Consider the following 15,231-nt stretch of genomic DNA (forward strand, 5'->3'; position numbering starts at 1 on the left):
TGTGCTATTCATAGTTGTGCTATCAATAACAGCTAAGTTCAGATGCTATTAGTTCTTTTCGATGATACCGCAAGCAACGCGGTCGCCTGCATTACCAGCTGGTTGGCTAGTATAGTCATCAGCACCGCTATGCACGATAAAGGCTAGACGATTAACGCTATATTTACCAGCATCAGCGACAGAGATTTTCTTATTCACATAGTTAATAGTAGCCACGCCATCTGCATTGGCAGTCAGATTAGGCAAGTCGCCAGCATGACCATTCATATCATCAGGATTAGAGTGAGGCTTATTGTCAGGATTAAAGTGACCACCTGCCGCTTTGCCCATATCAGCACAGCTGCCTGTTTCGTGAATATGTAATGATACTGTTTTGCCCGGCTGCAAATTCATCAGCTTACCGTAAACTTGTACGCCGCCATCAACTGGACGTAAGAATACTTGACCCACTTCATTTTTATTACCAGCGACTGCATTAATAGTAGATTTTAAGGCGGGTTGGCTAAGTGGATTGCCAGTTTGCATTTGACCTTCGACCGTTTGGCAACCCGTCATTACTAACGCTGAACCACATAATAGCGCACTTGCAAGCATCGTCTTATTCATTGTTTTCTCCAATGGTTTTTAATGTTTAGTTATTTTTGATACAAAGCTAACTCTTAAATGTTTAGAGGTAAGTGTTTTTTGATTTCTATAAACATTCGTTAATATCGTTATCAGTATAGCTAAGGATTAGATATAGTTATTCATCAAATGCGCAACAATCGGTTAATAAATGTAAGTATCGTATGGGTTTGAAAATTGTTTACGGTATTTTCTTTACTTCGTTTTGCCATACTAAAGTTTCGCCTGATTCTAACTTTTGAGTAAGGAGATAGCTGGATTCAGAATTATCAGAAGGATTAGATACTCTCTGCGTATCAAGATTGATCAGTGTTAACTGACTAGAGCTATAAAGCATTAGGCGGCTAAGACTTGATTCAATATCATCAATGTCATCACCACACCCTACCATCGTTGAAGGGTTGCCACCAATTAGCAACGTTTGATTAGTAGATAAAGCATAAGACCCACCAGCCCCATTGCATCCGACAGAAAATCCAATACCTTGGCTAAAACTACTTTGCTGAGGATTGCTATAATCATGTGAACCAAGCCTGTAGTTTGCAGTAATAGGTACATCTGGACGATTAAATTTATTAATAGTTTTATTGGTGTCGTCAGTTGCACTAATAAGACGCCATTGGTATCGCTCTAATAATTCATTGATAAGCGGTATGCCCGCCACAGGATATTCAGGCTTGGGCGCACCCGAAAAAATCAGTGTTTTTCCTTTATTGGTTTTTAGAGCCAGCTGTTTTAATGTCTTGTTAGAACTCTGTGCAGAATTTGGTAGTACTGGATCAAATCTGAAAGCTGTATCTGAATAGGGTATAAAAACACTATTTATGACATTTCCTGTTTTGTTTTTGATTGTGTTTTTATTACTAAAATTTTCGATAATTGAATGGTTTACTGTGATGCAGTTATCATTATCAGATGGTTCTCTGACATCGATTTGCCCGTAAAGGTACGGTAATGGTAACCACATATCAAAAGAAACTTGGTGACGTTGACAGCCTTCTGTAAATATTAAAAGGCTTGGATGTACCTCCATTATCAAAGGCAGCTTTTGGTTAAAAGCCTTGATTCGACCCTTATCATCGCTGACATAGGTTAATTGCCACTCATATTTTGTGGTGGTTTGAAACAGTCTGGATTCGAGCGTGGTTGCTGACCAGTTTTTATCGTCGATAACGGTCTTGGTTTGTGCTGAATGATTAAGGTTGTTGGTTTGGCAGCCTAACAAAGCGAGGGGTAGTAATGTGCTTATTACAACTAGAGGCACCCTTAAATGATTTAACATTGCACTTTCCTAATTAATAAACATTTGTCTAAAATATAGCATAAGGTATTATTAAGAGTGGTCTTTATTTTTGCCAAAAAAAAAGCCGCCCATCATGACGATGAGCGGCTCTTTGATTTGTAAGACTGGATTAGTAACTAATCAGATTAGTTATGCAGCGCTTTGCTTGACGTTTTATCGACCGTCACTTTGGTAGGTTTCAGTGGCACTGGCATACTAACCAAGGCAACTTTTAATATCTCATCAATCGTTGCAACTGGCTGAATGGTCAGACCAGCTTTAACGTTATCAGGGATATCGGCCAAGTCACGCTCATTAGTCGCTGGAATCAACACATGCTTGATACCACCTCGATGAGCAGCTAGCAGCTTCTCTTTAAGACCGCCGATACGCAGGATTTTACCACGTAAGGTAATCTCACCTGTCATGGCGATATCTGGACGAATAGCAATACCAGTTAAAGCGGATACTAACGCTGTCGTTAGCGCGCCACCAGCAGATGGGCCATCTTTCGGGGTCGCACCTTCTGGCATATGCACGTGGACATCGGTAGTTTTAAAGGTCTCGTAATCAATACCCAAGCTATCACCGCGAGCACGTACTACGCTCATCGCAGCGCGAATCGACTCTTTCATCACATCGCCGAGCGAACCAGTAAAGCTCAGCTCGCCTTTACCTTTCATCGCCACCGCTTCGATAGTAAGTAGCTCACCACCGACTTGTGTCCACGCAAGACCAGTGATACGACCAATCTCAGGCTCTTCTTCTGCCAGACCGTAGTCATACTGATGGACACCAAGATAGTCATCGATGTTTTTGTCATCGACCACAATTAGCTGACGTTCTGCTTTCTTCGGAGCACGTGCGCCATGAGTTTCAACCGAACCGCGAACCACTTTACGGCAGATTTTATTCACTTCACGCTCAAGGTTACGGACACCTGCTTCACGCGTATAGCTACGGACGATGCTATGCAACGCCGCTTCAACAATCTCAATCTCACCTTCTTTGAGACCGTTATTCTTAATGGCTTTTGGCACCAAGTACTTCTGCGCGATATTCACTTTTTCTTCTTCGGTATAACCCGGTAGACGAATGACTTCCATACGGTCAAGCAGGGCAGGCGGAATATCCATGCTGTTAGCGGTACAGATAAACATCACTTGCGATAAATCTAAATCCATATCGAGATAATGGTCGTTAAAGGTATCGTTCTGTGACGGATCTAACACTTCAAGCAACGCTGACGCTGGGTCACCGCGGAAGTCTTGCGCCATCTTATCGATTTCATCTAATAAGAATAGCGGGTTTTTAACTTCGACTTTAGCCAATGATTGAACAATTTTACCCGGCATCGCACCGATATAAGTACGGCGATGACCACGAATTTCCGCTTCATCACGTACGCCGCCAAGTGCCATACGCACAAACTTACGACCCGTTGCACGGGCAATCGACTCGCCTAATGAGGTTTTACCAACACCTGGAGGACCGACTAAACAAAGAATCGGACCACGGAGTTTTTTCACGCGTGATTGTACGGCGAGATATTCTAAGATGCGGTCTTTTACATCTTGCAAGCCATAATGATCTTCGTCTAGTACCGTTTTGGCTTTTTCTAAATTGATGGAAACCTTGGTTGTGGCATTCCACGGCGTATCCAAAATCCATTCAATATAGTTGCGTACGACTGACGATTCACTCGAAGCAGGTGGCATCATTTTGAGCTTTTTCAGCTCTTGATCCGCTTTTTTGCGCACATCTTCTGGTAAGTCAGCATCTTCTAGACGCTGCTCTAGCTCAGCCACATCATCTTCGCCATCGAACGCACCGTCATTCATATCTGACAGCTCATTTTTAATGGCTTTCATCTTCTCGTTTAAGAAGTATTCGCGCTGATTGTCTTCCATTTGCTGACGGACGGCTTCTTGGATATCTTGCTCGATATTTTGTTCAGCACTCTGCTTAACCAAATATTCGGTTAAAGTATTGATATGGGTTTTAAGGTCATCATTTTCTAAGAATGATTGCTTAATATCTAAATCCATCGACACACGGGTCGAGATGAAATAAACCAGTTCAAGCAAGTCATCGATACGTTTTGCCACACGAGTCAGCTCGCGAGCATTACGCAGACGCGCATCCGCATAGCTTTCAAACAATGTGGTTAATGCTTGAATCGTGTTTTTCTGCTGGCTCTCATCCATACTGACATCAAGGTCAGCACGCTCAAAGCTTGCCATTAATAATGTGTCGTGATTTTCTATAGTATCAACGCGCGCACGATATTGACCTTCGATCAGTACTTTGATGCAGTTCTCATCACTGTCATGCGGCATGGTACTGACGATGCGGCAAACCGTACCGTATTGATACAAGTTATCTTGATCGATGTCTTCAGTCAGTGAGTCTTTTTGTGCCACGACCAAGACTTTATTGCCATACTCAGCCTGTGCCAATTCAACGGCTTTTACTGATGGCTCACGACCGACGAACAAGGCAATCTGCATGTGCGGATAAACGACAACATCGCGCAATGCCAGTAGTGGTAAATAGTTTTCTGTACCGTCACCTTTTATACTATCGTCTTTTGCGTCATCGTCTTCAATAGTGTTGTCCTTGTCTTCATTATCTTTATCATCACTATTTTTGCTATCACCATCTTCAACGCGATCAGCTGTTATAGCTACATCACCTGTCGCATCGTCAGGCGCGCTGTCTCGCTCTTGATCATCAGCAACAGTAGATGAAACGTCGACATCGATGTCGATATTGTCTTGGGCAATTTTATGTTCACTCATATATTCTTCCTCGTTCACCAGACTTGTAAAGTCAAGTTCGTGGTTCATGTTTAGATAAATGGTGCTCACCGATAAAATTGCAAGGCTTGTAGGCAAAGTCACACGCTTATCTGCGCAAAATAGTTATATCTATCTAAAGACTGCGAGTCATATTGTTATTTATAATTTTAAATATTAGCTGAAATTCAATGTATACAGAGCATGGGTAAGAAGTGCGTAGCTAACACCTATTGGGTTCTGTGCGTAGGATTTGTGTGCAAAATAAGGTAAACTGACGCGCGTCTTAAACGGTGGTTTTAGCGTCAAGCGGTTTAGAGGCGAGGGTGATATCTATCGTCCATGAGATATTAATAGGTCTTAATCAGGCTATAGCAGACAGAATAAGAGGCAATATATGACCATCAATGCGGTACTGCTGGCAGTCATCATCATGCTAGGGCTGTCTTTGGCGCGTGTACACGTGGTACTCAGCTTATTAATCGGTGCGCTGGCAGGCGGACTTATCGCTGGTTTGGGTATGACCGATACTTTGAATGCCTTTCAAGAAGGTATCCGTAATGGCGCACAAATTGCGCTGTCCTATGCGCTGCTTGGGGCTTTTGCAGTGGCGATTGCGCATTCAGGATTGCCACAGTCACTGGCAGGGGCGGTGATCAAACGCATTGATGCGGGCGGCACCAGTGGCATGATTAAATACATGCTGTTTGCAGGTTTAATCACCATGAGCTGCTTTAGCCAAAACTTAATCCCTATTCATATTGCCTTTATTCCATTGTTAGTACCGCCATTATTGCTCGCCTTCAATCGCATGCACATCGATAGACGTTTAATTGCTTGTTTGCTGACTTTTGGTCTTGTGACCACTTACATGTTTATTCCGTATGGCTTTGGCGATATTTATCTCAATCAAATCATGCTGAAAAACGTCGGCGAAGCAGGCATTGATATCAGTAACATCTCAGTCACCAAAGCCATGGCAATTCCCGCTTTGGGTATGTTTGTAGGCTTACTCGTCGCCGTATTTATCAGCTACCGTAAACCGCGCCAGTATCAGCAGCTAGCAATTGATAAAGCTGCGCATGATGAAGTGTTAGAGGGTGACGCGTTAAGCAAAACCGCAGCTGGTGCGCAAACACAAAGCAAGATGAAAACGTTGGTGGCGCTAGCCGCAATTGTGACGGCATTTGTGGTGCAGATGTATACTGACTCACTTTTGCTTGGCTCAATGTTTGGCTTTGGCGTCTTTATGGCGACGGGCGTCGTTAAATGGAGTGAAGCCGATACAGTCTTTAATGACGGTATCAAATTGATGGCGATGATTGGCTTTATTATGATTACCGCACAAGGCTTTGCGGAAGTTATGAAAGCGACTGAGCAGATTCAGCCATTAGTTGATGGTGCCGCGTCATTATTCGCAGGTAATAAAGCGATAGCTGCATTTATTATGCTGTTAATTGGTTTAATTGTGACCATGGGTATTGGTTCGTCATTCTCGACCATTCCTATTTTGGCTGCGATTTATGTACCGCTATGTATCTCGTTAGGGTTTTCGCCATTGGCAACCGTGGCGATTATTGGTACGGCTGGCGCGTTGGGCGATGCAGGTTCTCCAGCATCAGATTCGACTCTTGGACCTACTTCTGGTCTAAATATCGACGGTCAGCATGACCATATCAAGGACAGTGTGGTGCCGACATTCTTGCATTACAATATTCCGTTATTGGTATTTGGCTGGATTGCGGCGATGGTGTTGTAAGGTTTTAAAATACTTAAATTATAAGACAATGAAAAAAGACGCTTTGCTAAGCGTCTTTTTGGTTTTTTAAAATCATTTAATTAGGAAAAATCTTAAGAGAGCAATGGTATCTTTTCGTTGCTTGAGCCTTGTTTCAAGCCTTTTATACCTTTAGATAAAAGGTATAGAAAAAATAACTCAATCACAGGATCATAAATCCGATCTAGTTTTAGATTGCCATTACTGTAGTCTATGATTGATAAACCAAATAAAACTAGCAAAATTAATAAGACTATAGGAGAAATTATGGCAATAAAGCGGTGAAAAAATATATTATTAGGCTGCCTTATTCGTTTTATTTCAATATAAGTTGTCAATGCAAAAGTATAAAATGCAACTAACGCAAAAGAAAAACTTCTCAGCTCGGCAATATCAAAATCATTGTAATCATAAATATAAGCAGCTGGTGTGAGAAACAACATAATTACCCAAAAGTAAAAGCAGACTTGTAATGAAGCGGGTGACATGAACTCTTTTTTTGCTTTATTCATGGTAGATTGAACCAGTGTTGTAATGATAATTATTTACAGTAATTGTATTTCATAATTTAAAAATAAACAATAGTCCATATCATGTAATATATCAAGAGGTTACTAATAGAGTAGCTCTTCAATTGACCAGTTGGTGATTTCTTAGTTACCTGTACTTTTATCAAAATCTTTTATCCCATCATTCAAACCACGCAAAAACGCATCGCTTTGCGCCATCAGTTCATTCAAGCGTTCTTCATTAATAAGCCGTGCTAGCTCATCAGCGCTAAAAGACTGCTCTTGACTGTAGTAACGCAACTCTCTAGCGTCCTCGCTACCTAACGTTTGCAAATACTCGTCCACATGATCAGCGCTAGAGTTAGTATCCATCGCTTGCTTATCCTCTTTCATTAAAACCACCTTATGCCGCTTGGTGTAATTAAGCCATCTAGTGGCACATCCCACGGTTGCCGCTGTAATTGTTCGACTACTTGGAAGTCATAACACCAGCCAATTTTTAATGGCTTTTTAGCGCCTGACCGATAGCTTTTGCCAAGGGTCGTATCATAAAAGCCGCCACCCATACCCATACGATTACCATCTTTATCTACTGCTACTAACGGACAGATAATGACATCCAATTCTCGCGCCCAAAGTAATCGGCGGTGATGGTTTTGCTTCATGCCTAAATGATGAATCCTTGTCGGTATGTTGACCAGCTTTGATTGATAAATAGGCACAAAGCGCATGTGTTTATCCATATTACCTTTATTATCTCGGCCTAACGAACCAACCACAGGCAGATAAGATAAATAGCCTAAGCGTTGACACCAGTCCAATAGTTGCTGAGTAGGTAATTCGCCAAAGCCATCGTAATATAAACCAATACGCGCACGCGGTGCTAAGCGCTGTTGCAACTTAACTAAATGCAAACTTGCCATGCGCGCGTAATGTCTACGTTCGCCAGCCGTTAATTGACGACGCTGGCGGGTAAATTGCCGTCTCGGCGGATTGCTAACGGTAGATGTCTGAAACTCAGAATGTTTTAACTCAGGATGCATAGATAGACTATCCCATAATGTATTAAATTGATGATGGCTGTTGCTTGTAGAGAGCAGCAATGGCTATTTGTGAATATTCAACACGGTCTAGTCATGCTATCATAACGCCACTTTACAGCGTATTTTCCTTTATGTGCAGCGTGTGTTGCACTTTTTTCAAAGCAGCTATACAACAAACCATCAAAGAGGGTAGTTATGTCGACACAGAATCAGGCAACTCGTACCGAAAAAGATACCATGGGCAACGTGGAAGTCCCAGCTGACGCTTATTGGGGTGCGCAAACTCAGCGTAGCCGTGAGAACTTTAAAATCGGTGGCGAAACGTTGCCGCGTCCAATGATTGAAGCAATGGCACTGGTCAAAAAAGCTGCTGCGATTACCAATGCTAGCCTAGAGCGTATCGAAGGCGACAAGCGTGATCTCATCGTACAAGCTGCTGATGAAGTCATCAACGGTGGCCTAACGGATCAGTTTCCGCTAGTCGTTTGGCAGACGGGTTCTGGTACCCAGTCAAACATGAATATGAACGAAGTATTGGCCAACCGTGCCAACGAAATTGCTGGCAATGAGCGTGGCAGCTACACGCCAATTCACCCAAATGATCATGTAAACCATGCACAGTCTACCAACGACAGCTTCCCAACTGCGATTCGTGTTGCCGCTGCTCGTGAAATCAACGGTTTATTGATTCCAGCGGTAAAAGCATTACGCGATACGCTAGCTGCCAAAGCGAAAGAATTTGATAGCATTGTTAAAATCGGTCGTACACATTTGCAAGACGCCACGCCTTTGACCTTAGGTCAAGAGTTCAGTGGCTACGTTAGCCAACTTGATCACTCATTGGTACGTATTGATAATGCGCTACAAGGTCTATATGAATTGCCACTAGGCGGTACTGCAGTTGGTACTGGTCTAAACGCCCATCCTGATTATGCCGTAACTGCTGCTGAACAATTAGCGACTTTGACTGGCTTGCCATTTGTCACGTCACCAAACAAATTCGAAGCACTAGCCGCTCGTGATGCTGAAGTATTTGCGTCAGGTGCACTAAAAACGCTAGCCGCTAGCTTAAACAAAATCGCTAACGACGTCCGTTGGTTGGCATCAGGCCCTCGTTGTGGTCTTGGCGAGTTGACGATTCCAGAGAACGAGCCAGGCTCTTCTATCATGCCGGGCAAAGTGAACCCAACCCAGTCAGAAGCATTGACGATGGTTGTCGCTCAAGTCATGGGTAACGATGTAACGATCAGCATGGCTGGCGCATCAGGTAACTTTGAGCTAAACGTGTATAAGCCAGTTATCGCGTTTAACTTATTGCAATCTATCAAACTATTGGGTGATGGCTGCAACAGCTTCAACGAAAACTGTGCCGTTGGTATCGAGCCTGTTAAAGACAAAATCGATGATTTCTTGCACAATTCATTGATGCTAGTGACTGCATTGAACCGTCATGTCGGTTATGAGAATGCGGCGAAAATCGCTAAGACAGCTTATAAAGAAAACAAAACCTTGAAGCAAGTGGCGGTTGAGTTGGAATTGCTAACTGAAGCGCAGTTTGATGAGTGGGTTATTCCTGCTGATATGGTAAACCCTAAGTAAGCTATTTAATACTTTCTTAGAATAGTAAAAAGACCTTGTCATCCTTTATAAACGGATGTGCAGGGTCTTTTTTTTATCTATCAATTGAAGCACATACATCGAGAGAAACAATGTCTTACCCTCAAACAACAAGCCAACTAATATTTATAACGAGCAAAACTAAAACTTTGGTTAGAATAGGCACATAAGTAAGTGATGATGAAAAATAATTTCTAAATCATCATAGTAAATCTAAACATGTACAATAAGAGCGAACGATTAGACTAACTAAAAATAGTTCGCCGCTAACGTCCTTGTTTGTATTCTCTTATCTATGACCATTCTAATTATATCATTGAGGTAATTTATGAAAAAACTAACTGCCGCTCTATCATCAGCTGGTATTTTGATGGTAATGTTGGGTTCTGGTTCTGCAATGGCTTACTCGGATAAAGTGATGGAACCAAGTGAGAGCTATGACACCGCTGTTAAACACAGACAAGTCAACTATACTTGCCAAAACAACAAGAAAATCAGCGTGACTTATGGCTTTAATAAGCAAAATCTACCTACGTTTGCAGAAGCCAATCTGAATGGCAAAAAAAGATTTTTGCCGATTAACTTAGGTCGTTCTGACGATGTTGATACCGTGTTTGGTGATGAAGAAAACTTTAGTATTATGACTGGTGCACTGCGTTTAAATAATTATCATAAGTCATCGGCTAATATTCAAAATGCCAGCAGCGAAATTCTTTATAAAGGCTGTGATGTTCAATCTGTCAAAAAGCTTAAAGGCTAGTTTTTAGTAGGTTGATATATATACATAAAGAAAGACCTTGTCACATAATACGACAAGGTCTTTTTATTATCGAAAATCTAAGCTTGATTAGAACTTATAAAGCAAACCAAGCGTCGAAGTTGACTCAGTACGCGAGTCAACCATTGGGCTATCGTATTGCTCATTTGGCAGATAGCTTAAGCTTTGATTGGCAAACAATGCCCAGCGTTCATTGAAATCATAGTTGGCACTAATGTTAACGTAAGGATTCAAGCTCGAATTAGACTTATAAGCGGCGACGCCTGTTTCCGCTGACTCTTTTTCGCTGACGCCATAATAGTATTCATTATAGTCAGCATCGTTGTATTCGAAGCCAATGCTTGGATAGACTGTTAGCTTGTCTTTTGTAATTCTAGCAAGATAGGTCAAACGAGCTGTGTTACCACCACTACGATCTAAGACATCAGTTGCGATTTGAGTACGGAAACCACCGACGGGCGTGCGGCGCAAATAAGTTAGACCAGCAGCGACTGATGCCTCACGCTCATTAAGACCTTGTAATGCGCCTCTAGCATCATCAGGATCGAAATCGTTGCCAGCGAGCTGAGCATAAGCCGACAGCTGATTTTTGCCATCATTAATGATATAAGCACCCGCTTGGGCGCCGCGCACATAGAATCTATTGTTGTCATAAAACGCGCCCGGCAATACACGTACATCAAGGCTGTCTTCCATATCGTAGGCTGAGTTGACGGCTATGACGTTGACGCCTAAGCTTAATACAGCGTCTTGGTCAGTAGGTAAATTGTCCTTAAAAAGTGCAGCATTGGACATACTGGCGACACTAAATAACGCGGTAGCCGTTAATGCGCTAAGCATGACGCGCGTAGAAATATGAGGTAGCGCTACAGGTTTAAACATAATAAAGTCTCATAAATGGATGAAATAATTGGGGGCAATCGTGTATAGTCAAGGAGTCTTAGAATCGCTACAAGGCGACCGACCGCAGATAGTAAAATGAGTACATCTAGGGCGGGTAACACCGTAGCGGTTTAAAAGTGCTCTGACTTATAGCAAGAAGCGAGTAAGGAAAACCTAACCAGTAAGCTGTTATCATGAACTATTTAGCAATGATAAATAACTATGAAGGTTTACTCAATGGTTTTTAATACTTGTAGTATTTGATCATGAATATCTTGCCACCACCAAATAAAGCCAATGCTAATCAGTAGCATCATTAGCCATGGTAGTAATTGCCAAATAAGGATAGATTTGGTCGGTGTTTCTTGTTCACTAAGGTGGCTGCGATTAGCATGAGTATTTAAGTGTGAGTTTACAGCAGAGTCGGGGTGGAAACTGCTGTTATTGTCAAAATCAACATTATTAAAGTGCTCGTTATTAGCAGAAGAATCAGTATCGCTGCTTGCTGGAAAATTGATATAAGTTGTTCGATAACGGTCTTCATAAGCAGCTGGATTAGGCATATTCCGTAACGCTATTGTCATACGCTGACGGTAGGCGATTGCGAATGCCAGTGCAATCATTAAGCCAGTCACCGCGCCGCCAATATGCCCCGCATTGTCGATACCGGGTACGGCAAAACCATAAAAAAGGTTAATGCCCATGATAAATATCAAGCTCTTAAGGTTGAGTACCATGCCATTGACCGATATTTTAAACAGCGCAGCTATTAATAATGCCGCGCCGATACCCATGATGCCACCTGACGCCCCAGCCGATAGACCCGGTTGACCAGTTCCTTCTACAATACTATGCCACGTGACATAGTTATTCAGTAAGTTGCCTCCGATCGCCGCCAGTAAAAACAATGCCAAAAACTTGGCTGAGCCAAACATCGGCTCGGCAATCTGCCCAAAGAAATACATGGCAAATCCATTGAACAATAAATGCATCAAGCCAATGTGTAAAAAGGCACTGCTGACCAAGCGCCACGGCTCATCGCCCATGGTAAATGGCAATGCATTGGCACCCCATTTCAAGAGCGCCTCAGTCGATGGATTATTGGCATCGACGCCTGTCAGTACTTGCATGATGAATAACCCAATAAAGCTGGCTAGTAACAGCGTGGTGACAGGGGCTGTTTTTAATAATTGTTGAATGGTCATAAAGGTGAGATATCATTAGAATGTTATAAATAGAGTATAAAGGGTATGGTCAAATAATGTCATACATCTGCATGACATTATGATTTAACGACTAGTACTCTTAAACGACTAGTACTTTTAAACGATTAGTGCCCTTAATAGTGGATCGTTTTAACGACCGTTTTAATGACATGTTTAACGATTAGCAACTTTGAGGTTCTCATAAGTGCCCTTTACCAATATATCAGTGGTGACATTATTGATATCAGTGTGACCACAGAATGCCATCGATAGATCGCATTCTTTATGGATGATTTCCAGCGCACGGCGCACGCCATCTTCGCCATAAGCGCCCAGACCGTAAATAAAAGCGCGACCAATCATCGTGCCTTTTGCGCCCAATGCGCGCGCTTTTAGTACATCCTGACCCGAGCGAATGCCGCTGTCTAACCACACCTCGATATCGCTATTTTCAGCCTGCACCGCTTGTACGATATCGGATAGGGCAGAAATGGAGGAGAGGGCGCCATCTAATTGACGACCACCGTGGTTTGAGACGACCAGTGCATCGGCACCGCTACGAGCAGCCATAATGGCATCTTCAGGTTCCATGATACCTTTAATAATTAATTTGCCGCCCCACATATCTTTGATACGTGCCACGTCATCCCAGCTCAAGCGCGGATCAAATTGCTCTTCCGTCCAAGCGGTGAGAGAAGATAGGTCGTCCACTCCTTTTGCATGACCGACGATATTGCCAAAGCTATGACGTTTGGTGCCCAGCATATTCATACACCACTGAGGCTTGGTCATCAGGTTGACGATGTTGGCAAGTGTAGGTCTAGGCGGTGCAGACAAGCCGTTTTTGATGTCCTTATGGCGCTGTCCCAGCACTTGTAAATCCGCGGTAAGAATCAACGCCGAACAATTGGCATCTTTCGCCCGCTGAATCAAATTGGTCACATAGTCATGATCGCGCATCACATATAGCTGAAACCAAAAGGGCTTGCTGGTATGGGTGGCGATATCTTCGATAGAGCAGATACTCATGGTCGATAGCGAAAACGGCACGCCGAATTTTTCTGCTGCCCGCGCGGCATGAATCTCGCCATCCGCCCACATCATACCGGTAAAGCCAGTGGGCGCGATGGCGACGGGCATTTTTACCTCTTCACCAATCATCTGGGTTGCTAGACTGCGATTGTCCATATCTACCAATACCCGCTGGCGTAACTTGATACGGTCAAAGTCGGTTTCATTGCTACGATAAGTCGTCTCAGTCCATGAGCCTGAATCGACATAATCATAAAACATACGCGGTACTTTACGTTCGGCAACGCGGCGCAGGTCTTCAATTTCTGTTATTTTTTTTAAATCTTTCATTATGTTCTCACTACATCGTTTTTTATTGTAGGCTTGCTATGATTGCATGAAAAGTTGCTGTAAATCCATGACTGAAAATGGATAGTTTAATCGTGTTGATGGTGTCAAAATCACTGGGATAGTGGTGGCAAATTCCATCATCAATGGTTCATCGAAATAAGCGATATCGACCTGTTGATAGGCAATCGGCTGTACGGCTTGAAATTGAGTCAGCAGTTGCGCTGCGATGTCGCACAAATGACAGCCAGACGTTCCAAGTAGCCACCATTTATCATTATTTTCAGCCTGACCAAGATCGGGGTTTGCAGCAACCATACGTTCCCGTAAGGCTTTTACATTATCATCATCGTACATATTTATTCTCTTTTCTTAATACTTGTCACAAAGTTTCGGTTTTTAGGACTTCGATTGCCAGCATAAATACTGCCTGATCTTTTTTACGCAGACTCTATGGCATGATAAAGAAGTGGGGTAAATAATGACAGCGATTGTGAGATTAGGTAAGATGACCTGCTGTTTTTAATTACTGGCTCTTCAGCTCATCTTATCTTATTACCTTTTCAATCACTTGGATATCGCGCATGGCAAGTTTTGGCAAATTTTTCAAACGATTATTGATGGCAATCATGCTATTGGTCGTCGCATTTCATGTATTAGTCGCTGGGCTACTATTAATTTGGAAAACGCAGCCGATTAATAACAGCATGTTCATGCTGACTCATCGCTTGACGGGTGGTACTGTCACCCAGACTTGGGCGGAATACGATGCCATCGCAAAATCTGCCAAACAAGCCGCGATAGTGAGTGAGGATTCGACATTTAGTCAGCACAATGGTTTTGATTTTAAAGGCATTGAGGCGGCACGTAAGAAAAATGAAGAGACGGGTAAGATGTCCGCTGGTGGCTCGACGATTACCCAGCAGCTAGCAAAAAACTTATTTTTGACCTCGCATCGCTCGTATGTTCGTAAAATTGAGGAAGCGATTATCACTGTCATGATTGAGACATTATGGGACAAGCAGCGTATCTTGACCGCTTATCTCAATGTGGCAGAGTTTGGCAATGGTATTTATGGTATCGAAGCAGCAGCTCAGCACTACTTTGATAAATCTGCGGCCAAGCTGAACCGTGATGAATCAGCCTTACTTATCGCTATGTTGACCAATCCAAAATACTACGAAGACAATCAGGGTGATAGACGTTTACGCAATAAACAACGTATTATCAAAAAGCGAATGAGCAATGCAGTGTTACCACAATCAGCTTAATGGATTGTACCTAATACTATTTAACAAATAGCGCCGTGTTTTTGAATGATAGTTTTAAGTGACGGTTTTAAGCGATAGTTTTAAGT

Annotated in this window: 14 protein-coding genes; 4 read left to right on the forward strand and 10 right to left on the reverse strand. The window is 42.7% G+C overall.

The annotated features are described in order from the left end of the window. Positions 1-48: 48 nt before the first annotated feature. The 3 genes from ACP69U_RS08710 to lon all read right to left on the reverse strand — a co-directional run bounded on the left by ACP69U_RS08710 (position 49) and on the right by lon (position 4,707). Positions 49-606: a superoxide dismutase family protein gene (locus tag ACP69U_RS08710; RefSeq protein WP_045444459.1), complete on the reverse strand. Its 558-nt coding sequence runs from the start codon at positions 604-606 to the stop codon at positions 49-51. A gap of 199 nt (positions 607-805) precedes the next feature. Beyond that, a complete protein-coding gene (locus tag ACP69U_RS08715; RefSeq protein WP_201502708.1) occupies positions 806-1,906 on the reverse strand; it encodes a hypothetical protein in 1,101 nt (366 codons plus the stop codon). 146 nt (positions 1,907-2,052) lie between these two features. Next, a complete protein-coding gene (lon, locus tag ACP69U_RS08720; RefSeq protein ID WP_314884261.1) occupies positions 2,053-4,707 on the reverse strand; it encodes an endopeptidase La in 2,655 nt (884 codons plus the stop codon). Between the two features lie 394 nt (positions 4,708-5,101). Here lon and ACP69U_RS08725 point away from each other — a divergent pair, with 394 nt between their 5' ends. Continuing rightward, positions 5,102-6,463: a Na+/H+ antiporter family protein gene (locus ACP69U_RS08725; protein ID WP_270894363.1), complete on the forward strand. Its 1,362-nt coding sequence runs from the start codon at positions 5,102-5,104 to the stop codon at positions 6,461-6,463. Between the two features lie 92 nt (positions 6,464-6,555). On the opposite strand, the gene ACP69U_RS08730 is transcribed toward ACP69U_RS08725, so the two are convergent. From ACP69U_RS08730 to ACP69U_RS08740, 3 genes are all read right to left on the reverse strand, one after another. After that, positions 6,556-6,993, reverse strand: a complete 438-nt coding sequence (locus ACP69U_RS08730; protein ID WP_238050138.1) for a hypothetical protein — start codon at positions 6,991-6,993, stop codon at positions 6,556-6,558. A gap of 141 nt (positions 6,994-7,134) precedes the next feature. Continuing rightward, entirely contained in the window at positions 7,135-7,383 is a 249-nt protein-coding gene (locus ACP69U_RS08735) for a hypothetical protein (protein ID WP_238050137.1), read from the reverse strand. Further along, a complete protein-coding gene (locus ACP69U_RS08740) occupies positions 7,383-8,033 on the reverse strand; it encodes a 5-formyltetrahydrofolate cyclo-ligase (protein ID WP_314884267.1) in 651 nt (216 codons plus the stop codon). The genes ACP69U_RS08735 and ACP69U_RS08740 overlap by 1 nt, the downstream gene beginning before the upstream one ends. A 195-nt stretch (positions 8,034-8,228) precedes the next feature. Between ACP69U_RS08740 and fumC the strand changes: the two genes are divergently transcribed. Both fumC and ACP69U_RS08750 read left to right on the forward strand, forming a co-directional pair. After that, complete coding sequence (gene fumC / locus ACP69U_RS08745; protein ID WP_426138317.1) at positions 8,229-9,632, forward strand: class II fumarate hydratase; 1,404 nt, start codon at positions 8,229-8,231, stop codon at positions 9,630-9,632. 346 nt (positions 9,633-9,978) lie between these two features. Beyond that, on the forward strand, positions 9,979-10,410 hold the full coding sequence (locus ACP69U_RS08750; protein WP_426138318.1) for a DUF7606 domain-containing protein: 432 nt from the start codon (positions 9,979-9,981) through the stop codon (positions 10,408-10,410). 87 nt (positions 10,411-10,497) lie between these two features. On the opposite strand, the gene ACP69U_RS08755 is transcribed toward ACP69U_RS08750, so the two are convergent. The 4 genes from ACP69U_RS08755 to ACP69U_RS08770 all read right to left on the reverse strand — a co-directional run bounded on the left by ACP69U_RS08755 (position 10,498) and on the right by ACP69U_RS08770 (position 14,231). Continuing rightward, positions 10,498-11,310, reverse strand: coding sequence for a MipA/OmpV family protein (locus ACP69U_RS08755; RefSeq protein ID WP_426138319.1), 813 nt, complete (start codon positions 11,308-11,310; stop codon positions 10,498-10,500). A gap of 230 nt (positions 11,311-11,540) precedes the next feature. Continuing rightward, complete coding sequence (locus ACP69U_RS08760) at positions 11,541-12,515, reverse strand: rhomboid family intramembrane serine protease (protein WP_426138320.1); 975 nt, start codon at positions 12,513-12,515, stop codon at positions 11,541-11,543. A 174-nt stretch (positions 12,516-12,689) separates the two neighbouring features. Further along, the gene (locus ACP69U_RS08765; protein WP_426138321.1) at positions 12,690-13,877 is read right to left on the reverse strand and encodes an alpha-hydroxy acid oxidase; all 1,188 of its coding nucleotides are present in this window, start codon (positions 13,875-13,877) and stop codon (positions 12,690-12,692) included. 36 nt (positions 13,878-13,913) lie between these two features. Next, positions 13,914-14,231, reverse strand: a complete 318-nt coding sequence (locus ACP69U_RS08770) for a glutaredoxin family protein (protein WP_426138322.1) — start codon at positions 14,229-14,231, stop codon at positions 13,914-13,916. Between the two features lie 227 nt (positions 14,232-14,458). On the opposite strand from ACP69U_RS08770, the gene mtgA reads away from it, so the two are divergent. Further along, positions 14,459-15,145, forward strand: coding sequence for a monofunctional biosynthetic peptidoglycan transglycosylase (mtgA, locus tag ACP69U_RS08775; RefSeq protein ID WP_045453173.1), 687 nt, complete (start codon positions 14,459-14,461; stop codon positions 15,143-15,145). Positions 15,146-15,231 lie beyond the last annotated feature (86 nt).

Source organism: Psychrobacter sp. TWR1-1-1 (assembly GCF_049895865.1).
Classification (GTDB): Bacteria; Pseudomonadota; Gammaproteobacteria; order Pseudomonadales; family Moraxellaceae; genus Psychrobacter; species Psychrobacter immobilis_A.